The organism is Streptomyces sp. NPDC002809 (genome assembly GCF_040295435.1).
Lineage (GTDB): Bacteria > Actinomycetota > Actinomycetes > Streptomycetales > Streptomycetaceae > Streptomyces.
The window spans coordinates 73187-98927 of record NZ_JBEOVJ010000018.1 but is presented as its reverse complement, the minus strand read 5'-3'; the positions used below and the strand labels follow the sequence as shown (position 1 = coordinate 98927).

Below are 25741 nucleotides of genomic sequence, written 5' to 3'. Positions count from 1 at the left end.
CAGCACCCACCGCGAACAGCACCCACCGCGATCAGCACCCGATGCGATCGTGGACGGCTCGTTCATCCGGGGGCGTCGACCCGTACGAGGTCGCGGACGGCGGGCACGGCCAACAGCGCCGCGCAGGTGCAGAGGGCCAGCCCGGAGCTCACCAGGAGCACATGGTGCGTTCCGACGACTCCGGAGACGGGGCCCGCGATCAGCTGGCCGACCGGCATCATGGCGACGGAACCGGCGACCTCGTAGGCGGAGATGCGGTTCAGGACGTCGTTGGGCAACTGGGTCTGGATGCTGGTGGCCCACATCACGCTCCAGAAGGCCATGGCGGCGCCTGCCACCGCCCATCCGAGCACGACCGCGGCGAAGGGGACGCGGGCCCCGACCGTCAGCGGCTCCAGGGCGAACCCGAACAACGCGATGGCCCCGGCGCGCAACGGGTGTACCGGCCGGATGCGCAGTGCGAGCAGCCCACCGACCGCCATACCGGCACCGAGACCGGAGTTCACGATGCCGTACGCGCGCTCGCCGTGCTCGGTGATCAGCTCCGCGGCCGCCAGCGGGATCGTCGGACCCCACACGGTGACCATGAAGACCATCCAGATGACGATGACCGACCAGATCCACGTGCGACTGCGGAACTCCTGCCAGCCGCCGGCCAGCCCGGCGAAGAACCCCTTCGGCCGGGTCTTGACGCGGGTGGGGGAGCGCAGGAGCCCCAGACACAGGGCGCTGACCAGGTAGGTGGCGGCGTGCACCGCGAACACCCAGCCCACGGAGGCGACTCCGATCAGCACGCCGGCGAACGCGGGCCCGAGGACGGCCATCACCGACTCCCCGGTGCGGATGACGCCGTTCGCCTTCTGCACGTCGTCGGTGATGCCGGGCACGGTACTGGCGATGCCCGGCTGGAAGAAGGCCGCGCACACGCCGTTGACCGCGCCGATCGCGCAGAGGTGCCACAGGGTGACGTTCCCGGAGAAGAAGAGTGCTGCTGCCGTGGACTGCGTACCGACCCGTACGAGGTCGGCACCGATCATGAGGCGCCGGGCGCCGAAGAGGTCCGCGATCACGCCGCCGAAGATGACGAATCCCGCGAAGCAGGCGGTGTACGCGGCCAGCGCGAGCCCGACTCCCCCCGCGGCGTAGCCGTGCCGGACGAGTCCGGCGGCGAGTGCGACCGGAAGCATCATGTCGCCGAGCCTGGCCATGGTGCGCGCGGTGAAGAACAACGCGAGGTCGGGAGTCCAGAAGCCCTTGGGCCCAAGGGTGTTGTCGGCCGCGCTCCTGGGCGGCCGAAGAGGGCGTGGCGGTGATGACGTCATGGCTCTGTCTTAACAGTGCCGTGGCGGGGCGGGCTGCCGGAGCGAAGGACAGGTGACCCGGGTCACGGAGCGAAGACCTTGCCGGGATTGAAGATGCCGGCCGGGTCCATGGCGTGTTTGACCCGCCGGTGGAGGTCGAGTGCGGCCGGTCCCAACTCATCGGCCAGTCCCCGCATCTTGAGCAGTCCGACACCGTGCTCGCCGGTGACGGTGCCGCCCATGACGATCGCCTCGTCGACGATCTCCGCCAGGGCTTCGTGGCCGCGGCGGCGGCCGTCCTCGTCGCCGCGCGCCACCACCACCATGGGATGCAGATTGCCGTCCCCCGCGTGCGCGAGGCCGGCGATGCGCACACCCCGGTCGCCGGCGATGCGCTCGATGCGCCCGAGCATGTCGGGCACGCGCATACGCGGTACGCAGACGTCCTCGGTGAGCACCGAGCCGAGGCGCTCAAGTGCCGGGTAGACCAGTCGCCGCGCCGCGAACAGGGCCTCGGCCTCGGTTTCGTCGGAAGACTGCGCACTCGACGTCGCGCCCGCCGAACGGAAGGCGCGCAGGACGGTGTCGGCCTCCTCGGCACCGGCCGTCCCCGGGGCGTCGGTCCGGGCGAGGAGCAGTACGTTGCCGCCGTCGGCCAGGCCCATGTTCTTCCACTCGTCCACCGCCTGGAGGCAGTAGCGGTCGACGAGTTCCAGTGCGCTGGGAACCACACCGGAGGCGGTCACGGCGGCGACCGCGCGTCCGGCGGCGGCCAGGTCGTCGAAGTAGCCGAGGACGGTGCGTTCCGGGGAGCGGGCCCCGCGCAGTCGCAGCGTGATTTCGGTGATCAGTCCCAGGGTTCCCTCGGAACCGACCATGAGAGAGGCGAGTTCGTACCCGGCGGAGCTCTTGGCCGTGCGGTGGCCGAGCCGGACCACCTCGCCGCGGCCCACCACGGCTTCCAGCGCCAGCACGTAGTCGCGCGTCACCCCGTACTTCACGCAGCACACGCCGCCCGCGTTGGTGGCGACATTGCCGCCGATGGTCGACCACGGAGAGCTGGCCGGATCGGGTGGATACCACAGTCCCCGCTGTGCGCAGGCGTCCCGCAGTCCGTCGTTGATGACACCGGGCTGCACGACCGCGACGCGTTCGTCCGGGTCGATGCTCAGGATCCCGTTCATCGCCTCGAACGAGACCACCACGCAGCCGGGCACCGCGTTGGCTCCGCCCGAAAGGCCGGTACCCGCACCGCGGGCCACGACGGTGACACCCCGCTCGGCGCAGCTGGAGACCACTGCCGCGACCTCGGCGGTCCCGTGCGGTCGTACGACGGCGGCGGGTACGGAGTAGGGGGCGCCTTCCGCTTCGTCCCGCGCATAGGAGGCGAGGAGGGCGGGGTCGGTGACGACGCGCCCGGGCGGAAGGGCATGCACGATTTCCAGGACCGTTTTCTCCAGGGCTGTTGTGTCCACGCGAGTACGGTATCCGCGGCCCCGGCAACCCTCAATTGTCCTTTGGTACGGCCGGACATGTATGCACCAAAGGCCAATTGAGTTGGTCTTGTCTTGCGGTGAGACTCGCCGGAGCGTCATCCACGAAGGGGGGATTCTCATGGCGGCAGTGATCGAGGGAATCGGGGGATGGCTTCCACCCCGGATTGTCACGAACGAAGATCTGTGCACGACGCTCGACACCACTCACGAATGGATAGAGACCCGGACCGGAATATCTGAGCGGCGCATGGTGTCGAATGGCCTGTCGACCCGTGATCTGGCGGTCGAGGCAGGCGCGAAGGCCTTGAAGTCGGCCGGTAAGGCGACGGTCGACGCCGTCGTTCTCGCGACCACGTCCTTCGACCGGTTGTGCCCCGCGGTGGCGCCGGAGGTCGCGCATCTGCTCGGACTCGGGACAGTTCCTGCCTTCGACCTGACCTCGGCGTGCAGCGGCTTTCTGTACGGGCTCGCAACCAGTAGCGGGCTGATCGCATCGGGCGTGGCCGACCGCGTGCTGTTCATCGGGGCGGAAGCCTTCACCACTCTGGTCAACCCCGAGGACCGCAGTACGGCGCCGATCTTCGGGGACGGCGCGGGTGCGGTGGTGCTCCGCCGGGGCGACGCGGACGAGCAGGGCGCGCTCGGGCCCTTCGACCTCGGCGCCGACGGCGCGCGCGCCGATCTGCTCGCCATCCCCGCAGGCGGTTCGCGCCAGCGCTCGGCTTCGGCGGGACTCGGCCACGCCGAGGTCCCGGCCGAGGACTGGTATCTGCGGATGGAGGGCCGGCCGCTCTTTCAGCAGGCCGTGGAGCGAATGGCCGAGTCGTCGCGGGGCGTGCTGGCCCGCAAGGGGTGGTCGGTCACGGACATCGACTGGTTCGTGGGCCACCAGGCCAACGTCCGCATCGTCAACGCCGTGGCGGACGAGCTGGAACTGGAGAGGAACCGCGTCGCGGTCAATATCGACCGGGTCGGAAACACGCTGTCCGCTTCGGTTCCGCTGTTGTTGAACGACATCGCGCATTCCGGCGCCCTCCGGCCCGGCCACCGCGTGCTGCTGTCCGCGTTCGGTGCCGGCCTTTCCTGGGGATCGACCGTGCTCACCTGGCCGGACATCACGGTCGAGGGTGTGCTGTAGCCCGATCACCGACATTCAAATCAAGCCATGTCTTCCGGGAGGAAAAGAATGAGCTCTGTCCAGGATTCTGTCATCGAGGTATTCGTCAGCAGGTTCGACATCGACAAGGATTCGATCTCGCCCAGCGCGACCTTCGACGATCTGGGCCTCGACTCGCTTTCTCAGCTCGAACTCGCGACCGCTGTGAAGAAGCGGCTCGGAGTGGAGATCTCGGACGAGGAACTCTCCGAGATCTCCGTGGTCGCCGACCTGGTCTCCCTGGTCGAGGAGAAGGGCGTGAATGCCCGATGACCCCTTTCGCCGCCGCGATCACAGGAATCGGCCTGGTGACGCCGGCCGGGACGGGGGTCGAGGAGAACTGGCGGAACGTCCTCACGGCGAAGAGGACGGCCGCCCGTGATCCCGGACTGACGGGCCTTCCCGTGGACATCGCATGCCGCGTACCGGACTTCTCCCCGGCGCGCAGCGGGCTGCGCAACGCCTGGCAGTTCGACAGGTACGCGCAGTTCGCCATCGTGGCCGCGCGCGAAGCCCTGGCGGATGCCGGGCACGAGCCGGGCGCTTGGGCGGACAGCGCCCGAGTGGCCGTGGTGATCGGATCGGGTGCAGGCGGTACGGCGACACTCGAGGCCCAGCACAGGATCCTGCTGCAGGAAGGACCTTCGGAGGTCTCGGCCCTGACGCTGCCCATGGGGCTGCTCAACATGGCGGCCGGCCAGCTGGCGATCGACGTCGGCGCCAACGGTCCGTGCCTGGCGCCTTGTTCGGCGTGCGCCTCCGGTGCCAGCGCCATCGGGATCGGGCGCGAGATGCTGCGGACCGGTGTCGCCGACATCGTCATCGCCGGTGGCGCGGAGGCTCCCGTCACGCCCTTGTACGCGTCGACGTTCGCCCGCATGCGCGCGCTTTCGCGCCGGACGGACACACCGGAGACGGCGTCACGGCCCTTCGACGGGACACGGGACGGGTTCGTCCTCGGGGAGGGTGCCGGAGTGGTCGTCCTGGAGTCCGAGGAGCACGCCCGGGCGCGCGGGGCGCGTACGTACGGCAAGGTGATCGGCTACGGCGCTTCGGCCGATGCGCATCACGTGACGTCCCCGCACCCTGAGGGGCGGGGCGCGGAACTGGCGGTGCGCGCGGCGCTCGCCGATGCCGCCGTGAGCGGATCCGACGTGCGGTACGTCAACGCGCACGGCACGTCCACTCCGCTCAACGACGTCATCGAGGCCGGTGTCATCCGCCGCGTGATCGGCCCCGGCGCCGCGGTCAGCTCCACGAAGGGCGTCACCGGCCACCCGCTCGGCGCGGCGGGCGCCATCGAGGCGGCCTTCGCCGCGCTCGCCGCGTACCACGGGCTCATGCCGCCGACGGCGAACCTCGAGGATCCGGACTCCCGTATCGACGTGGACCTCGTCCACAAGGAGCCACGCGCGGGCTCCGTCGACATCGCGCTGAGCAATTCCTTCGGCTTCGGCGGCCAGAACACGGCTCTGCTGATCGCCCCTTGACCTCGAAGCCCCCACCGACCACGCATATGAGGAGACCGAGACGCGATGACCAGCACCACAGTTTCGGGCCCGGCCGAATCCGGCGAGGACGACACCGCCCGGGCAGAGCTGACCCGGTTGCTCTTCGACGGCGCCTACGAGGACGTGCACGCCGACATCCGGGCGCTGTTGCTGGACCCGGTCTTCGACGCCCGTGACGGACTGAGCCTGCCCGAGGCGGGGCGCCTGAGCTACGAGCGCTCCCGCTTCGTCCACGGGCGCATCGAGCGGCCGCTGGAGATCCTGAAGAACCCACGCCGACTGTTCGCCCTGGCCGAATGGCCCGCCCTGCTGGACGTGTCGACGTTCTCCCTGCTGATGGTCCACTACAACCTCTGCCTGGGCACTGTGGCGGAGCACGGCGGCGACCGGGAGGACCTGAAGGACTACCTCGAGGAGCTCGACAGCCTGGAGTCCTTCGGCCCGTACATGGCCACGGAACTCGGCTACGGCAACAACGTGGCGGCCCTGCGCACGGAAGCGGTCTACGACCGCAATACCGAGACCTTCGTGATCGACACACCTGACCCGCTCGCACAGAAGTACATGTCGTACAGCGGTTTCCAGGATGTCCCGAAGGTCGCGGTGGTACTGGCCAGGCTGAAGGCCGAAGGAAAGGACCACGGCGTCTACCCCTTCGTCGTCCGCATCAGCGATGCGGCGGGCCTGTGCGAAGGCATCCACGCCGTGCCCTGCCCGGAGAAGCCCGTGCAGGGTCTCGACAACGGCCTGACCCGGTTCGAGCAGGTGCGCGTGGAGCGCCGCAACCTGCTCCTCGGCGACATGGGCGAGTTCACGCGGGACGGTGCCTTCAGGCCGGCCGCGGGCAATCAGCGCAAGCGGTTCCTGAAGGCGATGAGCCGTATACAGCCCGGCAGGCTCTGTGTGTCCGGCGCGGCCGTGGGAGCGGGCCGGGCGAGCGTGTACATCGCCCTGAGGTACGCCGCGCAGCGGCTCACCAACGCCCCCGGCCGCAACGACATGCCCGTCCTCGAATACCGAAGCCACCAGCTGTCCCTCTTCACACAGCTGGCCAAGGTCTACGCGATGACCTTCCTGCTCAACCACGCCAAGCGGCGTTACGTGAGCGAGGCCGGCGAGGTCTCGGCCGAGCTCAACGTGCTGATCGCCCTCACGAAGACCCTCACCACCTGGGAGATGACGGAGACCGTCGCCGTCTGCCGCGAACGCTGCGGAGCCCAGGGCATCTTCAGCGCCAACCGGATGGCGGACTACGGCTCCCTGCTCCAGGGCCTGGTCACCGCGGAGGGCGACAACCAGGTGCTGCTCGCGACCACCGCGGGCCAGATGCTCGCCCGACCGGCCGCCGGGACCGGGACCGCCGCGGAGCGCCGGGCCGAACGTGGTCCCGACGGCCTCCTGGACCTGGGCCTGCTGGCGGGGATCCTGGGCGAGAGGGAGCGGTCGCTGCACGAGGAGGGCCGCGCCCGGATGACGGACGGCGACGACCGCACGTACTTCGAAGCGTGGAACAGCACCATGAACTCCGCGCTGGCCATGGCCCGTACCCAGGCCGTACGGGTCACGCTCGGCTGCTTCACCGACGCCGTCGCCGAGGCGCACGAGCCGTCCGTCCGTGCCGCCCTGCACGAGCTGGCCCTGCTCTACGCACTGACCGAGCTCCAGCGCGATGCGGGCTGGTACCTGGCGCAAGGCGCGCTGACCGCTCACGAGGTGCGGGCGCTGCCCGCTCTGATCGACGAGACGTGCACACGCGTACTCCCGCACACGGCGCTGCTCATCGACGGCTTCCGGCTGTCGCCCGAGCTGCTCCGCTCCCCGATAGCCGCGGACGACTACGTCTCCGCCTTCCAGGCACTCACCGGGGCCGGCCCCTTCGCCGCCGCGACAGGAGAGAGGTGACCATGGCCCGGCACGTGTACCACTGCCCGCTGCGCTGGGCGGACATGGACGTCTACGGAATCGTCAACAACGTCAACTTCCTCCGGTATCTGGAGGAGGCCCGCGTCGACTTCGTCTTCCGCATGGCCCCGACCGAGGGCGACGCCTTCTTCAGGGACGGTTCCGTGGTGGTGAGCCACGAGATCTCGTACAAGCGGCAGCTGGTTCACCGGCACGAGCCGGTCGAGATCGAGATGTGGGTGTCGCGGCTCCAGTCGGCCACGGTCGCCGTCGACTACGACGTCAAGGACGGCGACACCGTGTACGCGTCCGCCTCGACGGTCATGGCTCCCTTCGACTACAAGGCAGGACGCCCACGCCGGCTCACCGAAGCGGAGTTCAACTTCTTCGCGAAGTTCCTCGAAGAGGAGGAGTGAATGCGCCTGCTGCGGATCGGACCGGCGGGGCAGGAGCGCCCGTGTGCCGTCCACACGGACGGCACGGTGCGCGATCTGTCGGCATGGGTTCCCGACTGGAGCGGCAGCGCACTCGACCCCTGCCGGCTGCGTGAACTCGGCGAACGCCTGGCACACGAGGGTCCGGGGCTGCCCGTCGCCGGGCCGGACGAGCGGGTCGGCCCGCCCGTGCGGCCCGGCGGACATGTGCTGTCCATCGGCCTGAACTACCGGGCGCACGCGCTGGAGGCCGGGATGGAGGTGCCGGATGAGCCCTACGTGTCCAGCAAGGCGCCTTCGACGGTGGTCGGGCCCTTCGACGGCCTCGTCATTCCGCCAGGCAGCCGCAAGACGGACTGGGAGGTGGAACTCGCCGTGATCATCGGGCGACGTGCCCAGTACCTTGCCGACCCGGACCGTGCCCTCGACCACGTCGCCGGATTCTGCACCGCCAACGACGTCTCGGAGCGTGGCTGGCTGCTGGAGCGGGGCGGGCAGTGGATCAAGGGCAAGTCGTTCGAGACCTTCACCCCGCTGGGGCCGCACCTGGTGACCCCGGACGAGGTGGGCGATCTGCGGTCGCTGAGGCTCACCTGTCATGTGAACGGCCGGCGGATGCAGGACGGCCACTCCGGTGACATGGTCTTCGACGTCGCCCATCTCATCTGGTACCTCAGTCAGTTCCTGGTGCTTCAGCCGGGAGACGTGGTGCTGACCGGTTCGCCCGCAGGCATCTCCCTGGCCCGGCCCGACGTGGACTTCCTGCGCCCCGGAGACCTCCTTGAGGTGGAGGTGGCAGGGCTCGGCGCACAACGCCAGCGATGCCGCGCCTTCGGCAGCGAGAAGAAGGCCGTCACCGTCCCCGGCACGCTGCCGGCCTCGGAAGGAGACAGCTGGTGATGCCCCCTCGGACCCGGACCCACGACGATCAGACGGTACCCGGTGACGCCCTGAGCCGCCTGGCCGAACTGCGGGAGATCAAGCGGTCGGCGCGTCGCGGACCGAGCGAGCGGGCCACCGAGGCCCAGCACGCCAAGGGCAAACTCACGGCGCGGGAGCGGATCGAGCTGCTGCTGGACCCAGGATCGTTCACCGAGGTGGAGGCCCTGCGCCGCCACCGCGCCACGGGATTCGGCCTTGAGGCGAAGAGGCCGCACACGGATGGCGTGGTCACGGGGTGGGGCTCCGTGGAGGGCCGGACCGTCTTCGTGTACGCCCACGACTTCCGCATCTTCGGCGGTGCGCTGGGTGAGGCGCACGCCGAGAAGATCCACAAGATCATGGACATGGCCGTGGCGGCCGGCGCGCCACTCGTCTCCCTCAACGACGGTGCGGGCGCCCGCATCCAGGAGGGCGTCGGCGCGCTCGCGGGCTACGGCGGAATCTTCCGCCGCAACGCCCGCGCCTCGGGCGTCATTCCGCAGATCTCGGTGATCCTGGGCCCGTGCGCCGGAGGGGCCGCGTACGCCCCGGCTCTGACCGACTTCGTCTTCATGGTCCGCGACACGTCGCAGATGTTCATCACCGGGCCCGACGTGGTCAGGGCGGTCACCGGCGAGGAGGTCACGCAGAACGGGCTCGGTGGCGCGGACGTGCACGCCGGGACATCGGGCGTCGCGCACTTCGCGTTCGCCGACGAGGCGACGTGCCTCGCCGAGGTGCGCTATCTGCTGTCGCTGCTGCCTTCCAACAACAGGGAGACACCCCCCGTCTGCCCGACGGCCGACCCTCCTGACCGTCGCTGCGAGGACCTGCTCCGCATCGTCCCGACCGACGGGAAGATGCCTTACGACATGCGGGAGGTCATCGAAGGGATCGTCGACGACGGCGAGTTCCTTGAGGTCCACGAGCGCTGGGCGCCCAACGTGATCTGCGCTCTGGCACGACTCGACGGCCGGACGGTCGGAATCGTGGCCAGTCAACCACTGCGCCTCGCCGGGGTGTTGGACATCAAGGCGTCGGAGAAGGCCGCACGCTTCGTGCAGATGTGTGACGCCTTCGACATTCCGCTCGTCACGTTGCTCGACGTGCCGGGCTTCCTGCCCGGTGTGGCCCAGGAGCACGACGGCATCATCCGGCACGGCGCCAAACTGCTCTACGCGTACTGCACCGCCACCGTGCCCCGCGTCCAGCTGATTCTGCGCAAGGCCTACGGAGGGGCGTACATCGTGATGGACTCCCGTTCCATCGGGGCCGACCTGTCCTTCGCCTGGCCGACCAACGAGATAGCCGTGATGGGCGCGGAAGGCGCCGCCAACGTCGTCTTCCGCCGGCGCATCGCCGAGGCCGAGGACCCCGAGGCGGTACGCGAGCAAGTCGTCAAGGAGTACAAGGCGGAGCTCATGCATCCGTACTACGCGGCGGAGCGCGGCCTCGTCGACGACGTCATCGATCCCGCCGACACCCGCGTCACCCTCGTGCGCGCGCTGACGATGCTGCGCGCCAAGTGCGGTGAGCAACCGGCGCGCAAGCACGGCAACCCACCCGTCTGAACCCCCAGCCCACCCCGTCCCCGAGGAGCCCCATGCCGGTCGAGTTCACCCACCAGCCCGCCGTCCCGACCCCGGACTCCGAGCGGGAGCGGCTGATGGCCGACCCCGCCTTCGGCGACGTGTTCACCGATCACATGGTGACGATCAAGTGGGCGGAGGAACGCGGCTGGTACGACGCCCGGGTCGAGCCGTACGGCCCGATCGCCCTCGAGCCCTCCGCCCAGGTCTTCCACTACGGACAGACGATCTTCGAGGGCATGAAGGCGTACCGCCGCCCGGACGCGTCGGTGGTGTCGTTCCGGCCCTACGAGAATGCCGCGCGGCTGAACTCCTCCTGCCGGCGGATGGCGATGCCGCCTCTCCCCGAGGACACCTACGTCGAAGCCCTGGAGCGGTTGGTCGCCGCCGACCAGAAGTGGGTTCCCCGCCGGGCCGGGCACAGCCTGTACCTGCGGCCCTTCGTGATCGCGACGCAACGGTCCATCGGCTTCTACCAGCCGTCCACCGAGTACCTGTTCGTGGTGATCGCGTCGCCGGCGGCCGCCTACTTCAAGGCCGGACCCCGGCCCGTCTCCGTGTGGGTGCCGAGCGAGCACGTCCGGGCGGCGCCGGGTGGCACGGGTGCCGCGAAGTGCGGCGGCAACTACGCGGGGACGCTGTTGGCCATGGAGGAGGCCAGGCAGCAGGGATGCGAACAGGTGGTGTGGCTGGACGCGGTGGAGCGCCGCTGGGTGGAGGAGATGGGTACCAGCAACCTCTTCTTCGTCTACGGAAGCCGGCTGGTCACACCCGAGCTGACCGGCACACTGCTGCCGGGCGTCACCAGGGACTCCCTGCTGACCCTGGCAGGAGATCTCGGGTACAGGGCGGAGGAGGGGCGGATCAGCATCGATCAGTGGCGCGCGGACGCGGAAGCCGGAGCGCTCACCGAGGTGTTCTCCTGCGGCACCTCGTCGATGATCACCCCCGTGAGCCGGGTCAGGAGCGCCGACGGCCAGTGGACGGTGGGCGACGGCGAGGCCGGGCCCGTCACCGTACGGCTGAGGGAAGAGCTCATGGGCATCCAGGCCGGCGAGCGCCCCGACCCGTACGGCTGGGTCCACAAGCTCGCCTGAGCACCGCTCCTGCCGCACGCAGACACGATCAGAGGGAGGGAATTCGGTGAGCCGATCGGTACTCGTCACCGGAGGGAATCGGGGCATCGGCCACGCGGTCGCGCGGGCCTTCGCGGAAGCCGGCGAGCGGGTGGCGGTCACCCACCGGTCCGGCGAGCCGCCTCGTGACCTCGTGGACGCGGGCTGTCTCGCGGTGCGCTGCGATGTCACGGACAGCGAGCAGGTCGAGATGGCGTTCAAGGACATCGAGGAGCGGCACGGTCCCGTCGACGTGCTGATCGCCAACGCCGGCATCACGCGGGACAACCTGCTGCTGCGCATGCCGGAGGCCGACCTCGGGGCAGTGCTCGAGACGAACCTCGTCGGAACCTTCCGTGTCCTCAAACGGGCCACGGCGGGCATGCTGCAGGCACGCAGGGGGCGGGTCGTCCTGGTCTCGTCCGTAGTCGGTCTGCACGGCTCCGCCGGGCAGACCAACTACGCGGCCTCCAAAGCGGGTTTGGTGGGCCTGGCTCGTTCCTACGCCCGCGAGATGGGCCCGCGCGGCATCACCTGCAACGTCGTCGCCCCCGGCTTCGTCGACACCGACATGACCCGGGCTCTGACGGCAAGGCAGCGCGACGCCGCTCTCGCGAAGATCCCGCTGGCGCGCCTGGCCACGCCGGAGGAGGTCGCGGCGACGATACGGTTCCTGACCTCGGACGAGGCCTCGTACATCACCGGGGCCGTCGTCCCCGTGGACGGCGGCATGGGGATGGGGCACTGAACCCTGCGGGCCCCTACACGTGCTCGCTGACCAGTACGGCCCAGGTGCCCGGCTCCAGCGCGCGGAACACATGGGGCAGATCGGCCGGGTAGGTGATGGCGTCACCGGGGCCCAGTTCCACGGCGTCGTCGGCGGGCCCCACCAGCGCTCGGCCGGCGCCCAGCACCACGTGCTCCATGACTCCCGGCATGTGCGGATCCGACGTGCGCTGGTGTCCCGGCTCGGCGGTGACGCGGTAGACGTCGCGTCGCGCGCCGGGCGGGCAGGCCGACAGAAGCACCGCGTGGTAGTCGGCCTGGGTGGAGGAGACGGCAGCGCCCTCTCCGGCCCTGATCACGTGGACCTGGGGCTGGCGGGGTTCGACCAGCCGGGAGAACGGCGTGTCCAGTGCGACGCACAGCGCCCAGAGAGTCTCCAGGCTGGGGTTTCCCGAGCCCGATTCCAGTTGGGAGAGGGTGGATTTGGCGATCCCGGCCCGCTGTGCGACCTCGCTGAGGCTCAGGCCGGCGCGGTTGCGTTCACGGCGCAGGGCGGCGGCGATGGCCTCCAGCGGGGGCTTCGTGGAGTCGGCTGCTGTCGGGGGTGTCTTCATTGTCGTTCGCTCCACCGGTCGAGTGTTCGCCTTGACGAACGACCGTCGTGGCGTTCATTATGAGTTCCATGCGTTCGTTATGGAGAACTCTAGAGCGCGAAGTGCTGCGGGACGTGGCATTGGTGTGTCTGGCGGTCGGTGTCATCGGTCTGTCCTACGGCGCGATCGCGGTGGCATCCGGGTTTCCTCTGTGGGCACCGGTCCTGCTGGGGGTGCTCGTCGTCGCCGCGTCCTCGGAGTTCCTGTTCATCGGGATCATCGCTGCCGGCGGCAGCCCCGTCGCGGCCGTTCTGGCGGGGCTGCTCGTCAACGCCCGGCACCTTCCCTTCGGACTGGCGATTCCGGAGGTCATCGGCCGCGGCTGGAGCCGGATCCTCAGCACCCACCTGATGAATGACGAGACAGTCGTCTTCGCCCTGGCGCAGAAGGACCTGCCCGCCAAGCGTGCCGCGTACCGGCTGTGCGGACTCGGCATCCTGGTGTGCTGGCCGCTCGGCGCCCTCCTGGGCGGCATGGCCGGCTCGGTGATCAAGGACACGGACTCCCTCGGCCTGGACGCCATGTTCCCGGCGGTCATCCTGGCGCTGATCCTGCCGGCCCTGCGAGACCGGAAGACCCGGCACGCGGCACTCGCCGGTTCCGCGCTCGCCCTGGTCGCGACACCGTTTCTGCCGGTCGGGCTGCCCGTCCTGCTGGCGCTGGCCGGTCTCGTCCTGGCGACCGGGCGGGTACGAGAGGAAGAAGGCGCGCGATGACGAACACTCCGTTGCTGGTGGGGGCGATGCTCGTGCTGGCCGTCGGTACGTACGCATTCCGTCTGGCGGGCCCGGCCCTGCGCTCCAGGGTCGCGTTCCCGCCAGCGGTGGAGAAGCTCATGGAGCGTTCCGCGGTGGTGCTGCTCGCCGCGCTCGTCGCCACCACCGCGCTGTTCGAGGCCCATGAGTGGGTGGGGGTGGCCCGCCCGATCGGAGTGCTGGTAGGAGGGCTTCTCGCCTGGCGCAAGGTGCCGTTCGTCGTGGTGGTCCTGGCAGCCGCCGCATCCACGGCCCTGCTGCGGCTGGTGGGCGTCGCCTGAGCGTGCACGGTGGCCGTCCGGGTGCGCGGAAGGCGGGCATCCGCCGGATCAGCCGTGTCCGCGGGTGTGCACGAGGGGCGTGGAGCACGGAGGCGAGGGCAGCACGGGCGAGGTGCGGTTGCTGATGTGCACCGCCCAGGCGAAGGCGACGATCCCCGCCTGCAGGCGGGACTCCACGTCGAGCTTGGCCAGCACCTGCGCCACGTGGGCCTTCACCGTCCGTTCGGTGACCTTCAGGAAATTCGAGATCGAACGGTTCGAAGCACCCTCGGCCAGGAGACAGAAGACCTCGAACTCACGTCGCGACAGGGCCGAGACCTTCTCGAACAAGGTCCCCCACATATGGTCGGGCTCCGCGGCGCACGGCCCTCGGCCGGTGCTGTGCGCAGGAATCAGGGCAGCTTGCGTGGCGATTACGGACTCCTGTCGTGTGAGTCGGCCGGGGCGGCCATGGCCGGACCGCACACCCTGGCGCGCACCGGTCCGGTGCTCCGGGGTGCCAGGGTGTTCGGTGCCGGGCCGGCGGCCGTGGTTCAGCTGGGCCTGAGCACGCGATGGATCTCGGCCCAGTTCTCGGCGAGCAGATCGAGGTAGGTCGTGAAGCCCTTCTCCAGTTGCCCGACGTCCTCCAGCGAGCCGCAGGCCCTGGCGGCGGTCGACAGGGAGTGGACCTTGTGTTCCTTCTCCGTGGCCCCTATGTGCAGATAGAAGAACTCACACTGTTCGTGGAACTCCTCGAACCCGTAGTGGCGGCGGTAGTTGCGCACGCCCTCGTACAGGCTGACCAGCTGCGGATACGCGTGCCACTCCTGGGCGAGCAGGGCGCCGCAGACCTCCTGCGGATACGAGCTGCTGAACACCTTCTCGCTCTCCTCGACGAGGCGCAGTGTCGACGGCAGCACCGGGGCCTTCACCGTGTCCAGGTCGACGGCGTGGCCGCGCATCCGGCTCAGCAGGTTCTCCAGGAAGTCGCGCAGTATCACCGAGTGCGCCTTGGCGGGATCTCCGTGACCCATCTCGTCATAGAGGTTCTCCACCGTCTCGGCACGTGCGGTGATGTCCTCCATGTGCAGAAAAGCCAGCGCGATGCGGATCGGGGTGCGTCGCACGCGCTCGTAGAAGTTCTTGGCGACGAGCTCCACCTCGTCGGCCGTGAGTTCTTCGGCGATCCACATGTCGTAGAAGGCGTTCTTCACGGCGGGGTGCTCGGCGCATCCGTGTGCCAGGGCCTGGATGCGGCTGTGCGCCTCGTCGAGCGAGAGCTGAGACGGCTGATCCGAAATGACGGTCACATCTGCTCCGTTACGTTGGGTGTCTGCGTTCCCTGAGTGGTGCGACGGGCTCCCGGTCTGTCGGTCCACGTCCCGGCAGCCCACGTCTCTTCAGTCCACGAGGTGGATGCACAAGGCAGGGCAGGCCTTGGCGCACTGCTCGGCGAGTGCCACCTGGTGCTCGGGCACTTCGGCCAGGCTGCCCTCGCCGCCGGGTTGGTCGAGGACTTCGCCGTCCTGGCGCACGTACGCCAGGAAGCCGTCCCCGATGGCGAACAGATCCGGTGCCTCCTCCTCGCACAGGCCGCTGTTCTGGCACTGGGACTGGTCGATCCACATGCGCATTGACGTCTCCTCTCGGACGGTGGCTTCGCCGATGCCTACGCGTCGTCCCTGCGGATGACCGCGCCGGCCCGGTAGGTCTCCTCCACCACGACCCGGATCCACTCGGCGTAGCGGATGGTGTGTTTGAGTTCGTCGACGGTGAACTCGTCGCGGTCGTCATGGCTCATCCGCACGACTCGGAAGTCGCCGACCATGGACGTCAGTACCTGCTCGGAGCCTTCTGCCAGGCGGTAGCCCAAGGCGAACGAGGCCCGGCCGCCGTGGGAGCAACCGATGCTTTGGTGGCCCCGGTAATGGGCGTCCTCGTTGCGGAACAGCATGTGGCCGCCGTGCTTCTCCACGAACTGGCCCTGCATGCAGCCGGGGCCGTACAGGCTGCGGATCGCCCCGCGCTTCAGCTTCAGCATGCGGGCGCGCACGGTACGCCGCAGTTGCTCGTCGGACGCGTGCCCCAACCGATCGGCGAGGGCGTTCAGTTCGATGCCGTCGCGCAACTGCGTCTCGGTGAAGAACGCCTGACTGGTCGTCATCTCGTGTGGCCGCTCCAGCATGTTGCCCATGGGGCAGGTGACAGTGACGTGGTCCGCGCGCAGCACAGGGTCCTTGAGAGCCGCCGCCATGATCGCGCGGAGCACGGAGGCGCTCTGCGCGTCCAGGGCGACGGCCTTGCGGGTCGCGGCGGTCAGGCGGTCGGAGGCTGACGTGACGTCTCCGGAGCCGGGCAGGGCGCCGAGTGCTTCCTCGACCGGCACCGGGAGCACGCTTCGATCGATGTCCCTGCCCGGGATCACTCCCTCGGTACGGAACCAGGCGCGCCCGTCGATGACCGAGTACAGCTCGTGCGTCTCCTCGACCGGCGCGCGCATGCGCGCCACCCGGAATGCCAGGTCGAGCAGGGCTTGCGGGGCTGACTCGTCCGGATCGAGGACGGACGCGTAGAGCGCGTGGCGCGCGAGCAGAGTGGCGCGCGCCGCCGCAGAGTCCGCCCGGTCCTCGAGCTCGTCGAGTCCGACGGCGGCGGCGTCCAGGGCGAACAGGGTCAGGGCGAGGTCCGCCTCCTCGTCGTCCCATTCCCCGGGGACGCGCTCGCTCAGCGACTCCAGGGCCGAGCGCAGGTCGGCGCGCACCCGGTACTCGCCCCGGTACACCAGCCAGTGGTGGCGGCTGTACACGAGCGGCCGCAGGCACGCGCCTAGGACGCCGGCCAGGCAGTTCGGATCCGGTGACGCACCCACGGCGGCGCGAAATGCCGCCGCCGTGTCGATACCGGCAAGGTGGGTGTTCGACAGGGACACAGACACGGGCATGGCTTCCCCTCGTGGATCTCGCCGTGACAGCAGTCGTGGTGCACAGGAGGGCGGTTCGTCCGGAGCGTCGGGCGGCGGATGCCTCAAGGGGTCCGTCGCCGCGTTGCATGGTCCAGGGCCCGGTGATCAGCTGCGCCGGCCGGCTCGCGCATCGTCACGCGCCGGGTTGGAGCGGCCTGTTGAAGCCGTGCGACGTGACCGTGCTCCGGGTGGGTGACGAAGAGCGCATCACTTCACCGGCCGACTTGCGCGCGCAGCCCCTGAGGCGTGAATCACGCCCACGGCCGACAAGAGAAGAAGTCGGCTTCCGGACCGGCAGTGCGGTGATGCATAACGGGATTTCAGTCCATCGCCACTTGTGGACAGATATGTCGAATCAGTGAGTCAGGGGGCGTTGAATCCATTAAGTAGACTTCACGGTACACGAGTCGCCCGTGGGGTCAGCAAGTGCCATCTCAGTTAATGAGACCGTCGAGTGCGATGTCGAGTTATTCAAGACCTCTAAAGAAACAGAAGTTGTTCGACATCGTTGCTAAAGTGCTTCTCATGAGTAGCGACCGGTCACTGGATGCCATAGACCGCGCAATATTGCTCCAACTGTCCAGAAATGGGCGTCTCACCAACGTTGAGCTTGCGCAGCGTGTGGGCTTGAGCCCCCCGCCCTGCCTGCGAAGGGTCAAGCGTCTGCGTGAGGCGGGTGTGATCGCCGGCTACCGCGCCCGTATCGACCCGGCGGTCATGGGGCGCAACGTCGAGGTCGTCATCGCCGTCGACGTCGGTGGCCGCGACCTCGCCTCACTGGAGGAGTTCGAGCGACAGGTGGCCGCGTACGACGAGGTCATCGAGGTGCGGCGGATGTTCGGGCAGCCCGATTTCTTCATCCGGGTCGCAGTTGAGGACCTTGTGGCATACGAGAAGTTCCTGACCGGCAGGCTCATCGTGCTGCCCGTCGTGACGAGGGTGAACTCGCACCTGACGATGAAGACCGTCAAGTCCGACGACTGAGACGTCAAAGGGATTCGACGGAGGCGGACGGCGCCGAAGGCCGTGGGATCCCGCGCTCGGGGTCGCCGCTGTTGTGGTGATGACGCCTTTGCGGACGGCGAAACAAATCAGCCACCATGGCTTACGCAATGGCTGGTGACCGTGTTGCCCGGAATGGGCGTCGGTTCCGGCGGGGCAGCCTCCGAACCCGCAACTGGGATCTCCGGTTCAGTCGGACCGGTGTTCCTTCCACGCCTATCTGCAATTGGCAATAGGCGTGGAAGCAAGAAATTGGTCTTTTCTGGCGGGGTGGTGCGGCACCCGGCCGGCCCATTCATAGGAATTCCACGGCCTTCGCACAGTTGGACCGGCAGCCTTCACGGCCGCCTCGGCCCCATGGCCCGCTTGAGTCGGGTGGCGCCCTCCTCGTCTCAGGGGGCCGAGCCTTCGGAGATCCCGGGACGCTCCGTCCGGGTGCTCCCATGTCGCTGGGCGAGCCGTTCGAGCAAGCGGGCCTCGACGCCGGCCCACTCCGCGCTCACGACGGAGTACATGGCGGAGTCCCTGAGCCGCCCCTCCTCGCCGGCGGCCCATGACGCCGACCAGTTGCGCAGCACACCCTCGCAGGTGGCGCCGGTCGCCTCGATGGCCCGGCGGGATCGACGGTTGCGGGCGTCGGTCTTGAGATCCACCCGGACCACCCGCAGTTCCTCGAAGGCGTACCGCATCAACAGCAGCTTCGCCTCGGCGTTGATCCCGCTGCCCTGCGCGGAGGCGCCGAGCCAGGTGAATCCGATCTCGACGGCCTGCAGGTCCTTTCGGCCGGGCCAGTACCGCGGCTCCCAGTACGCCGTGCAGCCCACGGCGCGACCGTCGCTCCGCCGGACCAGTGCGAACGGGACGAGTCCGTCCGCCATCCGGCCGAACTGAGCTGCCAGGTAGTCGACCACCTCCCCGGCCCGGGGGACGAGCGTGAAGGTGTAGTTGCTGCGGTCCTCCTCGGCGGCCAGGGCGAGGTCGGCCGCGTGATCGGCTGACAACGGCTCCAACCGGACGAGGGAGCCGGTGAGTACGGGGACATGGAACCACGGCTGCATCACGTCACTCCTCGTCGCTTCCGGCGTCAGGACACCTGGGACCGGCCGACGGGAGTCCACGAGCCGGTGCGTCGGGACGGCGTGGCGTCGGCGGGGCGGTCACCATTCGTTGAGGTGGGACACCGAGCCGAAGTCGACCTCGCCACCGTACCGACCGAGCGCCTCGGACATGCGATCCCCGGCGGCGCGCCCGACGGGGGAGTCGACGCCCAGTTCCGCCGCCAGACCGAAGGCGTGCCTCAGGTCCTTGACCATGTAGTCCAGCTTGAAGCCCGCGGTGAAGTCGCCCACCATGACCCGCTTCGGGTACAGGTTGGCCAGCTGGGCGTTGGCGCCGCCACCGCCGGACGTGATGGCGTCGATGGCCACGGAGACATCGAGCCCGGCTTCGCGCACCATCGCCAGGGCCTCGCCGGAGGCCACCGCGTTCACCGCGACCAGGTAGTTGTTGACCAGCTTGACGGTGAGGCCGGAGCCGACGGGCCCGCAGTGCCGCAGACGTTCCCCGTCGCCCATCGCGGTGAGGACGGGCCGCGCCCGCTCGAGCGCCTCCAGCGGTCCGCCGACCCAGAACGCCAGTGTCCCCTCGCGTACCGCAGCGACTCCGCCTCCGGCCGGGCTGTCCAGGTAGCTCACCCCGTGCCGCTCGGCGCGGGCAGCGAGCCGACGGGCCACCCGGGGCGAGTGCGTCGTCATTTCCAGGAGGACCGAACCCGGCTCGGCCACGGTCAGCACCGCGTCCACCACCGACTCGACCTCGGCGGAGTCCGGCAGGATCGAGCAGATCACCTCCGCGCCTTCGGCCGCCGCTTCGGGCGTGCCGACGGCGTTCCAGCCGGCCGGCAGTCGACCGGGGGCCCGCGAGGAGACCACGACCTCGTGCTCCGCGGCGAGGAGCCGCTCCACCAGGGGTGCCCCCATCAGACCGGGGCCGATGAATCCAACCTTCATGACGAAGTCCCTTCCGTCGGACCGAGCGGTGTCAACGCGGGAAGACGAACGCGTAGGTGCTGCGCAGCGTCGCGATCGTGTCGAAGTCGAGCGAGTCGATCTCGACCTCCGCACCGCGCTGCTGTTCGAGGAAGTCGAGGAAGGCGAGCGTTCCCAGGGAGTCCAGCAAGCCTGCCTCGAAGAGATGGGTGTCGGCGGTCACCAGCGACGTGTCGGCGCCGATCTCCTGCAGGAACTCAAGGGCGTTCTGGACGAATGCGTCCTCGGACGGCATGGACATTCCCCTCAGGTGGTGGCCGGCGCCTCGGTTCGGCGGGTCCGGCCGGAGTTCCGGCCGAGCTTGGTGCGCAGCACTTCGTGGTGCTCACGTCGGGCCCGTAGCGAGAGCGACGCCGTGGAAAGAGTGTCGAAGGCGTGGAACGCACCGGCGAAACAGTGCAGTTCGGTGGGGACACCGGCATCCGCCAACGCCTGCGCGTAGTGCGCGCCCTCGTCCCTCAACGGGTCGAGTTCCGCGGTCATCACATAGGCGTCCGGCAGTTGGGACAGGTCGGTGGCGCGACCGGGAGCGGCATACGGGGACACGGCACCCCGGTGCTCCGCCGGCCCCAGGTAGTGGTTCCACATATGCGTGCAGTTGGGTGCGTCCCATGCGGGCGTATCGGTGAACACCCGCACGGAAGAGGTCCGGAGCCGGTCGTCCATCACGGGGTAGAACAGCATCTGCAGTGCGGGTGCCGGCAGTCCGCCGTCCCGGGCGCGCAGGCACAGAGCCGCTGCGAGGGCACCGCCCGCGCTGGCCCCGGCGATCGCGATCCGTGTGGTCTCCACACCGATCGACGCACCGTCGGAGCACAGCCACCGGTAGGCGGCAACGCAGTCGTCGAGGGCGGCGGGATAGGGATGCTCCGGCGCCAGGCGGTAGTCCACGGCCACCACGGTGCACCCCGTCTCCCGACAGGTCTCCAGGCAGCGAGGGTGCTCGAAGTCGAGGTCGCCCGAGATGAAGGCACCACCGTGCAGGTACATCACGGCGGGTCGAGGGCCCGATTCGGCCTTGGCCCGGTAGGTCCGTACCGCCACCTCGTGGCCCGTGTCGTCGCGCACGACGTGGTCCTCGACGTGGACGGCGGGGTCGGTCGCCGTCCACAGGCCCGCCAGCTGCGCCACTCTGACCCGGCGGGCGGCTTCGCGACGTGCGGCCTGCGCGTCGGCATGGTCGACGCGCCTGTACAGCCGGGCGACCCGGTGCAGGTCGGGGTCGATGCGGTACGCCGTGGACGGCTGCTTGTCCGCGACCGGGCCGCTCGGCAGCCGGGCGGCCGCAGGTTCGCGCAACCCCGCGGGGCCGTTGCCTCGCTCCGGCGTACTCACAACGCCACCTCCGGATCGACGGGGACCGCGCTGATCCTGCCCCCGAGCTCTCCGCGCGGGCCGTCCACGGCCACGGCGGACCCCACGCCGATGTCCGGGCGTACGAACGCGAACCCCAGGCCGCGGTGCAACCGAGGGGCGTAGTTCCCACTGGTGACACGGCCCACCGCGTGGCCGTGCCGGAGCAGTGCGCCGCCTGCGGGCGGGGCCTCGCGGGTGTCCATCACCACGGCACGCAGGACACGATCGAGCCCGCGGCGGGTGCGCGCGATCAGGGCGGCGCGGCCCACGAACTCTGTCCCGAGCGCGACCAACCGTGAACCGCCCGCCTCCATGGGGGAGATGGACGGGCCCAGTTCGTACCCCGGCCTGGGGATGCCGGCCTCCAGACGGTGGGTCTCGCGCATCGCCAGGCCCGCCGGTGTGACCCCCGCGTCGACCAGTCGCCGGTACACGGAGCGTGCGACGGCCACCGGCAGGTCCAGCTCGAAGCCGACCTGCCGCCCGAATCCGGTGGTGGCGATTCGGGCGGGATGCCCGTCCAGCACCACCTCGCACACCGCGGAATGGGGCAGCCCGGCCGGGTCCACCCCCAGAGCGGCCAACTCGTCGGTTGCGCAGGCCCCTTGTAGCGCAAGCAGAACGCGACCGGCTGACACGTCCTCGATGTCGCACGGTCCCGCGGTTCCTTCGGCGTGCGTGTTGCGCAGCGCGTCGAGCACGGCATCGGGCCGGCTCGGCGTGAGGACGAACTCCTCGTCGCGCACCCACCACACCATCAGGTCGTCGACCACGCCGCCGGTGTCGGGTGACAGCAGGAACGTGTACTGGCTGCGGCCCGGCCGAGTGCGCCGCAGGTCATTGGTGAAGGTGCGCTGGACCGCTTCGAAGGCGCCGGCGCCCGATACCCGGACACGCCCCAGACTGGACGAGTCCCACACCACGGACCGTCTGCGGTGGGCCTGGTACTCCTTGAACGCGCCGCCGAACTCGAGCGGAAGCAGCCAGCCGTCGGACTCGGCCATGCGGGCACCGAGCCGCGTGTGCTCGTCGTGCAGCGGAAGCCGGTGAAGGGTCATGGCGCTCCCTGCGGGTGAGGGCCGCGGACGGCGGGCCGAGGGCCGCTCCGGTCCTGATCAGGCCATGTCCGGACCGTTTCGGCCAACAGGGCCGCCGCGGGTGGCAGCAGGGGGTACTCCTGGCCGAGTTGTGTCCGTGCACGGGTGGCTCGCAGCCCCGGGCGGTTGTCGAAGACGAGCGGTTCCTCGGGCAGGGACGCGGCGAGCCGAGCGGTCGATGTGTCCTCGCGCCCCGCTCGGTACACCAGGGAACGCCACTTCGCGTAAGGGACCTCGTCCAGTTCGTACCCGGCCGCGCGCAGCACGTCGACCGCGTCCCGCCAGGGCAGTGCCTCTTCGGACACCAGGTGGTACGCACGGCCGCAGGAGTCCGTGCGGCCGGACAGGGCCACGATGAGCGACGCGACCCAGTCGACGGGACTGAGCCGGACGGAACCGGTCAGATCCGGGACCGCCCCGAGGTGCACACAGCGGCGGAGGATCTGCTCCAGCAGGTCGCTGGGGTTCGAACGGCCCGTGCGGGTGTCCGTCGTGACCCGGCCCGGCCGGAAGACGGTCGCGTTCACACGCGTCTCCTGATGGGCGGTGCTGACGAGACGGTCGGCCGCCCACTTCGACTGTGCGTATCCACCCGCGACCGGATCGACGAGTTCGAAGGGTTCGCCGGTCACGGTGTGCGCCACTGCCGCGAGACTGCCGATGTGGCAGAAGCGGGCGCCCCGGGATTCGCAGAGTGCCAACAGGCTTTCCGTGGCGGCGACATTGGACGGATGGAGCGAGGCGTAGGGGAGGGACATGTTGACCCGGGCACCGCAGTGCACGACCCGCGTCACGTCCTGCCCGAGGTGCTCGTACTCCGCGTTCGACAGCCCCAGACCCGGCTCGTCGAGATCGCCGGAAGCCACCTCCAGTCGCTCGTGGTCGCCTGGCGGCAGCTGGCCGACGGCGGAGCGGAGCCTCCCGGTTCGCTCGTCGCTCGTCGCGCCCCGCACGACGCACCGCACCCGGTCCCCGGCCGCCAGGAAGCGTCCCACCAGCGCTGAGCCGAGGAACCCGGTCGCCCCGGTGAGCAGCGTCACGGACGGAGTGCCGGTCATACGGCGCTCCGAGGGACCGCGGCCGGCCCGGTCATTTCGGTGTGTACGCGTACGGTCGCGTCGGTCTTCTCGGTGTGCACCTGCACGGTCGCGCCGATCCTCTCGGCGTACGCCTGTACGGTCGCTGCGTCCGATGACGGGACCGGAACCTCGTGGCCCAGTTCCCTTCCGATGCGCGCGGCGACATTGACGGCGGCCAGGGAATCACCGCCCAGCGCGTAGAAGCTGTCGTGCAGACCGATCTCGTCGATGTCCAGGACGTCGCTGTACGCCCCCGCCACGATGCGATGCGTCCGGCTCCAGCGGTTCGGCCCGCCCGAGGGGTGTGGCGAGCCGGCGCCCAGGGGCAGCGGCTCGGGGAGGGCCTGGGTGTCCACCTTGCCGTTGGCGTTCACCGGGAAGGCGGACAGGACCGCCCAGTGCGTGGGCACCCATTGCGGCGGATAGAGGGCCTCCACCGCGGACTTCGCCGCATGTGGCTCAGGAGCGGCCTGCGGGCCGTGGAGCAGGAACGCCTCCAGCGTCATCCGGCCGTCCCGCGTCCGGGGCAGTACCAGTGCCTCCTCGACCCCCGGCACCCCCCGCAGAACCTGCTCCACAGCGCTGGGCTCGACGCGATGGCCGCGGATCTTGACCTGGCGGTCGGCGCGGCCGAGGACCGTGGTCACACCATCGGCGTCCATGCGTGCCAGATCACCGGTCCGCAGGAGCCGGGAGCCGTCCGACGCCCATGGATCGGGTATCCAGCGCTGAGCCGTCAGCCCGGGACGGTTGCGGTATCCGCGCCCCAACGACGGCCCGGCCACCAGGAGTTCGCCGACCTCGCCGATCCCGACCGGCTCACCGTCGCTGTCGACGACGTACGCGTCCACATTGTCGATCGGCCGTCCGACGGGCACCCTGCTTCCGACCGTCTCGCTGCCGCCGAGCCAGTGACAGAAGCAGCCGTGCGTCTCGGTGAGCCCGTAGTGGTTGACGACCACTCGCTCGGGCGATCCGGCCATCCACTCCCTGAGCTCACCGGTGAATGTCAACGCCTCGCTGCCCACCATGAGCTGGCGTGCGAGCCCGGTGATCGGGACCCCGCGCGCCGTCATCATGCGGACGTGCGTCGGAGTGAGCTTGAGCAGACCGCCCTGCACCGTCGTCGACAGTTCCAGCAGGGCGTCGGTGGTCGCGCCTTCGGGGACGACGGTGAGGGGCCAGCCCTTCAGGAGGGGCGTGAAAATCGTGGTCAGGGAGCCCAGGAAGAACAGGGACGCGCTCAGGAACGTCGATTCGGCAGGGCGGTGATCGAACGCGTTCCCGCACCACAGCGCGTAGTTGACCAGCTGCCGATGGGTGCCTTCGACGCCCTTGGGCTCGCCGGTCGTGCCTGACGTGTAGAAGACAAAGGCCAGATCGTCCGCGCCGGCCGTGGTCGGCGCGGCCACGGAGGACGGCGCGGTTGCGCGCAGTTGCCGAACCGTCAGCGTGGTGCGGCCCGGGGCCGCGAGCCGATCCGCGAGCTCCTCGGTGGCGATGACGATGCGGGTGCCGGAGTCCCGCAGAATCGCCTCGGTGCGCTCCAGGGGCAGTTCGCACGACAGAGGCAGGTAGGCGCCCCCGGAGTCCAGGACCGAGAGGACGGCGGTCAGCGCGTCCAGGCCGCGGGGCAGCAGAACCGCCACCGGTACCTCACGGTGGCACCCCGCCTCAGCGAGGACGTGAGCCCATGCGGCGGCGGTGTTCAGGAGTTCCCCGCGGGTGATGCGGTCCTTGCCGTGCGTCGCGGCGAGGCGGTCGGCGGGAATGTCCTGCGCCCTCACCAGTGCGGTGACGGAGGTCCCGGGCACCGAGCGGCGTGCCCCGTACGCGACCGCCGTGCCGTCGGGCGGTGCGATGCGGGGCGGGCCGGCAGGGGCCGGGAGGGCAGAAGACGGGGTCTCGGTGCCCGTCCCGTCGATGTGCGCGAGGCACGCCTCGCGGGGCCCGGAGAAATCCGTCGGCCGCCAGCCGCCGGGGAGGTGGCGACCGGCCGGCCAGAGCGAGCGCTGTCCCGCCGAGTTGACCACGACATTGAAAACGGCGTCGTTGAGATTGTCCCAAAGGACCATGCGCACCTCGACTCATGATGGTGCCACCACGGTGACGAGCAAGCGTTCGGCCACGTGGTGGCTCAGGAGGGCCTGCGACGGCGGTCACCATACACGTGCATCCGGACGAATCGGAATGTCGGGAACGCGGTACGGAGACAGAACGCACTTTTCTTCGATGCCGGTCGCACGGATGGGCAACAACATGTTGCGGCCGATGGCTGCGGGGACAGAAAGGTGCGCTCGGCGGACCGGCCGGAGAGGTGTCGACTGTGCATTTCACATTTTGAGATGCTGATTGACGGCGGTTGCGATGTTCTG

Annotated in this window: 26 protein-coding genes; 12 read left to right on the top strand and 14 right to left on the bottom strand. The window is 69.6% G+C overall.

All coding sequences use genetic code 11. The features are described 5' to 3' along the window. Positions 1 to 62: 62 nt before the first annotated feature. Together ABT025_RS14260 and ABT025_RS14255 are read right to left on the bottom strand one after the other, a co-directional pair. Positions 63 to 1322 carry an MFS transporter gene (locus ABT025_RS14260; protein ID WP_502971945.1) on the bottom strand — a complete coding sequence of 420 codons (1260 nt, stop codon included), beginning with the start codon at positions 1320 to 1322 and terminating at the stop codon, positions 63 to 65. Between the two features lie 62 nt (positions 1323 to 1384). Next, complete coding sequence (locus ABT025_RS14255) at positions 1385 to 2776, bottom strand: FAD-binding oxidoreductase (RefSeq protein WP_350993622.1); 1392 nt, start codon at positions 2774 to 2776, stop codon at positions 1385 to 1387. 139 nt (positions 2777 to 2915) lie between these two features. Between ABT025_RS14255 and ABT025_RS14250 the strand changes: the two genes are divergently transcribed. From ABT025_RS14250 to fabG, 9 genes are read left to right on the top strand one after another with little or no spacing between them, the layout of a single operon-like run. Beyond that, a complete protein-coding gene (locus ABT025_RS14250) occupies positions 2916 to 3935 on the top strand; it encodes a beta-ketoacyl-ACP synthase III (protein ID WP_350993620.1) in 1020 nt (339 codons plus the stop codon). A 48-nt stretch (positions 3936 to 3983) separates the two neighbouring features. Further along, on the top strand, positions 3984 to 4226 hold the full coding sequence (locus ABT025_RS14245) for an acyl carrier protein (RefSeq protein WP_350993618.1): 243 nt from the start codon (positions 3984 to 3986) through the stop codon (positions 4224 to 4226). Continuing rightward, on the top strand, positions 4223 to 5443 hold the full coding sequence (locus ABT025_RS14240) for a beta-ketoacyl-[acyl-carrier-protein] synthase family protein (protein ID WP_350993616.1): 1221 nt from the start codon (positions 4223 to 4225) through the stop codon (positions 5441 to 5443). Before ABT025_RS14245 ends, ABT025_RS14240 begins: the two co-directional genes overlap by 4 nt. Positions 5444 to 5488: 45 nt before the next feature. Continuing rightward, positions 5489 to 7366, top strand: coding sequence for an acyl-CoA dehydrogenase family protein (locus ABT025_RS14235; protein WP_350993614.1), 1878 nt, complete (start codon positions 5489 to 5491; stop codon positions 7364 to 7366). A gap of 2 nt (positions 7367 to 7368) precedes the next feature. Next, positions 7369 to 7782, top strand: a complete 414-nt coding sequence (locus ABT025_RS14230) for an acyl-CoA thioesterase (RefSeq protein WP_350993609.1) — start codon at positions 7369 to 7371, stop codon at positions 7780 to 7782. Then, positions 7783 to 8700, top strand: coding sequence for a fumarylacetoacetate hydrolase family protein (locus tag ABT025_RS14225; protein WP_350993607.1), 918 nt, complete (start codon positions 7783 to 7785; stop codon positions 8698 to 8700). Further along, a complete protein-coding gene (locus ABT025_RS14220) occupies positions 8700 to 10292 on the top strand; it encodes an acyl-CoA carboxylase subunit beta (RefSeq protein ID WP_350993605.1) in 1593 nt (530 codons plus the stop codon). The genes ABT025_RS14225 and ABT025_RS14220 overlap by 1 nt, the downstream gene beginning before the upstream one ends. A gap of 32 nt (positions 10293 to 10324) precedes the next feature. After that, on the top strand, positions 10325 to 11407 hold the full coding sequence (locus ABT025_RS14215) for a branched-chain amino acid aminotransferase (RefSeq protein ID WP_350993600.1): 1083 nt from the start codon (positions 10325 to 10327) through the stop codon (positions 11405 to 11407). A 46-nt stretch (positions 11408 to 11453) separates the two neighbouring features. Further along, complete coding sequence (gene fabG, locus ABT025_RS14210) at positions 11454 to 12173, top strand: 3-oxoacyl-[acyl-carrier-protein] reductase (RefSeq protein ID WP_350993598.1); 720 nt, start codon at positions 11454 to 11456, stop codon at positions 12171 to 12173. Between the two features lie 13 nt (positions 12174 to 12186). Here the strand turns inward: fabG and ABT025_RS14205 are convergent, their stop codons facing one another. Further along, positions 12187 to 12765: a helix-turn-helix domain-containing protein gene (locus tag ABT025_RS14205; protein ID WP_350993651.1), complete on the bottom strand. Its 579-nt coding sequence runs from the start codon at positions 12763 to 12765 to the stop codon at positions 12187 to 12189. A 68-nt stretch (positions 12766 to 12833) separates the two neighbouring features. On the opposite strand from ABT025_RS14205, the gene ABT025_RS14200 reads away from it, so the two are divergent. Next, on the top strand, positions 12834 to 13520 hold the full coding sequence (locus ABT025_RS14200; RefSeq protein WP_350993596.1) for an AzlC family ABC transporter permease: 687 nt from the start codon (positions 12834 to 12836) through the stop codon (positions 13518 to 13520). After that, positions 13517 to 13840, top strand: coding sequence for an AzlD domain-containing protein (locus ABT025_RS14195; protein ID WP_350993594.1), 324 nt, complete (start codon positions 13517 to 13519; stop codon positions 13838 to 13840). Before ABT025_RS14200 ends, ABT025_RS14195 begins: the two co-directional genes overlap by 4 nt. 48 nt (positions 13841 to 13888) lie before the next feature. Here the strand turns inward: ABT025_RS14195 and ABT025_RS14190 are convergent, their stop codons facing one another. The 4 genes from ABT025_RS14190 to ABT025_RS14175 form a co-directional block, all read right to left on the bottom strand. Further along, entirely contained in the window at positions 13889 to 14182 is a 294-nt protein-coding gene (locus tag ABT025_RS14190) for a helix-turn-helix domain-containing protein (RefSeq protein WP_350993592.1), read from the bottom strand. Positions 14183 to 14373: 191 nt separating this feature from the next. Continuing rightward, positions 14374 to 15132, bottom strand: coding sequence for an iron-containing redox enzyme family protein (locus tag ABT025_RS14185; RefSeq protein WP_350993590.1), 759 nt, complete (start codon positions 15130 to 15132; stop codon positions 14374 to 14376). A gap of 90 nt (positions 15133 to 15222) precedes the next feature. Then, positions 15223 to 15456 (bottom strand): ferredoxin, encoded by a 234-nt coding sequence (locus tag ABT025_RS14180; RefSeq protein ID WP_350993588.1) that lies wholly within the window; start codon positions 15454 to 15456, stop codon positions 15223 to 15225. Between the two features lie 35 nt (positions 15457 to 15491). Continuing rightward, positions 15492 to 16763 carry a hypothetical protein gene (locus tag ABT025_RS14175; protein WP_350993586.1) on the bottom strand — a complete coding sequence of 424 codons (1272 nt, stop codon included), beginning with the start codon at positions 16761 to 16763 and terminating at the stop codon, positions 15492 to 15494. 546 nt (positions 16764 to 17309) lie between these two features. On the opposite strand from ABT025_RS14175, the gene ABT025_RS14170 reads away from it, so the two are divergent. After that, on the top strand, positions 17310 to 17768 hold the full coding sequence (locus ABT025_RS14170; RefSeq protein WP_350993584.1) for an Lrp/AsnC family transcriptional regulator: 459 nt from the start codon (positions 17310 to 17312) through the stop codon (positions 17766 to 17768). Between the two features lie 410 nt (positions 17769 to 18178). Here ABT025_RS14170 and ABT025_RS14165 read toward each other — a convergent pair whose 3' ends face one another. From ABT025_RS14165 to ABT025_RS14135, 7 genes are all read right to left on the bottom strand, one after another. Then, on the bottom strand, positions 18179 to 18844 hold the full coding sequence (locus ABT025_RS14165) for a GNAT family N-acetyltransferase (RefSeq protein WP_350993582.1): 666 nt from the start codon (positions 18842 to 18844) through the stop codon (positions 18179 to 18181). 99 nt (positions 18845 to 18943) lie between these two features. Beyond that, positions 18944 to 19795 carry an NAD(P)-dependent oxidoreductase gene (locus ABT025_RS14160; RefSeq protein ID WP_350993580.1) on the bottom strand — a complete coding sequence of 284 codons (852 nt, stop codon included), beginning with the start codon at positions 19793 to 19795 and terminating at the stop codon, positions 18944 to 18946. Between the two features lie 31 nt (positions 19796 to 19826). Then, entirely contained in the window at positions 19827 to 20069 is a 243-nt protein-coding gene (locus tag ABT025_RS14155; RefSeq protein WP_350993578.1) for a phosphopantetheine-binding protein, read from the bottom strand. An 11-nt stretch (positions 20070 to 20080) separates the two neighbouring features. Continuing rightward, positions 20081 to 21169: an alpha/beta hydrolase gene (locus ABT025_RS14150; protein ID WP_350993576.1), complete on the bottom strand. Its 1089-nt coding sequence runs from the start codon at positions 21167 to 21169 to the stop codon at positions 20081 to 20083. Next, entirely contained in the window at positions 21166 to 22248 is a 1083-nt protein-coding gene (locus tag ABT025_RS14145) for a glycine cleavage T C-terminal barrel domain-containing protein (protein ID WP_350993574.1), read from the bottom strand. Before ABT025_RS14145 ends, ABT025_RS14150 begins: the two co-directional genes overlap by 4 nt. Next, complete coding sequence (locus ABT025_RS14140; protein WP_350993572.1) at positions 22245 to 23345, bottom strand: SDR family oxidoreductase; 1101 nt, start codon at positions 23343 to 23345, stop codon at positions 22245 to 22247. The genes ABT025_RS14145 and ABT025_RS14140 overlap by 4 nt, the downstream gene beginning before the upstream one ends. Next, positions 23342 to 25441: an amino acid adenylation domain-containing protein gene (locus ABT025_RS14135; RefSeq protein WP_350993649.1), complete on the bottom strand. Its 2100-nt coding sequence runs from the start codon at positions 25439 to 25441 to the stop codon at positions 23342 to 23344. Before ABT025_RS14135 ends, ABT025_RS14140 begins: the two co-directional genes overlap by 4 nt. Between the last annotated feature and the right edge of the window lie 300 nt (positions 25442 to 25741).

Bases quoted from the DNA above. Each gene is read 5' to 3' on its own strand.
- ABT025_RS14260 (WP_502971945.1), bottom strand. From the start codon at position 1,322: ATGACGTCATCACCGCCACGCCCTCTTCGGCCGCCCAGGAGCGCGGCC.
- ABT025_RS14250 (WP_350993620.1), top strand. From the start codon at position 2,916: ATGGCGGCAGTGATCGAGGGAATCGGGGGATGGCTTCCACCCCGGATT.
- ABT025_RS14245 (WP_350993618.1), top strand. From the start codon at position 3,984: ATGAGCTCTGTCCAGGATTCTGTCATCGAGGTATTCGTCAGCAGGTTC.
- ABT025_RS14240 (WP_350993616.1), top strand. From the start codon at position 4,223: ATGACCCCTTTCGCCGCCGCGATCACAGGAATCGGCCTGGTGACGCCG.
- ABT025_RS14235 (WP_350993614.1), top strand. From the start codon at position 5,489: ATGACCAGCACCACAGTTTCGGGCCCGGCCGAATCCGGCGAGGACGAC.
- ABT025_RS14230 (WP_350993609.1), top strand. From the start codon at position 7,369: ATGGCCCGGCACGTGTACCACTGCCCGCTGCGCTGGGCGGACATGGAC.
- ABT025_RS14225 (WP_350993607.1), top strand. From the start codon at position 7,783: ATGCGCCTGCTGCGGATCGGACCGGCGGGGCAGGAGCGCCCGTGTGCC.
- ABT025_RS14220 (WP_350993605.1), top strand. From the start codon at position 8,700: ATGCCCCCTCGGACCCGGACCCACGACGATCAGACGGTACCCGGTGAC.
- ABT025_RS14215 (WP_350993600.1), top strand. From the start codon at position 10,325: ATGCCGGTCGAGTTCACCCACCAGCCCGCCGTCCCGACCCCGGACTCC.
- ABT025_RS14205 (WP_350993651.1), bottom strand. From the start codon at position 12,765: ATGAAGACACCCCCGACAGCAGCCGACTCCACGAAGCCCCCGCTGGAG.
- ABT025_RS14200 (WP_350993596.1), top strand. From the start codon at position 12,834: ATGCGTTCGTTATGGAGAACTCTAGAGCGCGAAGTGCTGCGGGACGTG.
- ABT025_RS14195 (WP_350993594.1), top strand. From the start codon at position 13,517: ATGACGAACACTCCGTTGCTGGTGGGGGCGATGCTCGTGCTGGCCGTC.
- ABT025_RS14190 (WP_350993592.1), bottom strand. From the start codon at position 14,182: ATGTGGGGGACCTTGTTCGAGAAGGTCTCGGCCCTGTCGCGACGTGAG.
- ABT025_RS14180 (WP_350993588.1), bottom strand. From the start codon at position 15,456: ATGCGCATGTGGATCGACCAGTCCCAGTGCCAGAACAGCGGCCTGTGC.
- ABT025_RS14175 (WP_350993586.1), bottom strand. From the start codon at position 16,763: ATGCCCGTGTCTGTGTCCCTGTCGAACACCCACCTTGCCGGTATCGAC.
- ABT025_RS14170 (WP_350993584.1), top strand. From the start codon at position 17,310: ATGAGTAGCGACCGGTCACTGGATGCCATAGACCGCGCAATATTGCTC.
- ABT025_RS14165 (WP_350993582.1), bottom strand. From the start codon at position 18,844: ATGCAGCCGTGGTTCCATGTCCCCGTACTCACCGGCTCCCTCGTCCGG.
- ABT025_RS14160 (WP_350993580.1), bottom strand. From the start codon at position 19,795: ATGAAGGTTGGATTCATCGGCCCCGGTCTGATGGGGGCACCCCTGGTG.
- ABT025_RS14155 (WP_350993578.1), bottom strand. From the start codon at position 20,069: ATGCCGTCCGAGGACGCATTCGTCCAGAACGCCCTTGAGTTCCTGCAG.
- ABT025_RS14145 (WP_350993574.1), bottom strand. From the start codon at position 22,248: ATGACCCTTCACCGGCTTCCGCTGCACGACGAGCACACGCGGCTCGGT.
- ABT025_RS14140 (WP_350993572.1), bottom strand. From the start codon at position 23,345: ATGACCGGCACTCCGTCCGTGACGCTGCTCACCGGGGCGACCGGGTTC.
- ABT025_RS14135 (WP_350993649.1), bottom strand. From the start codon at position 25,441: ATGGTCCTTTGGGACAATCTCAACGACGCCGTTTTCAATGTCGTGGTC.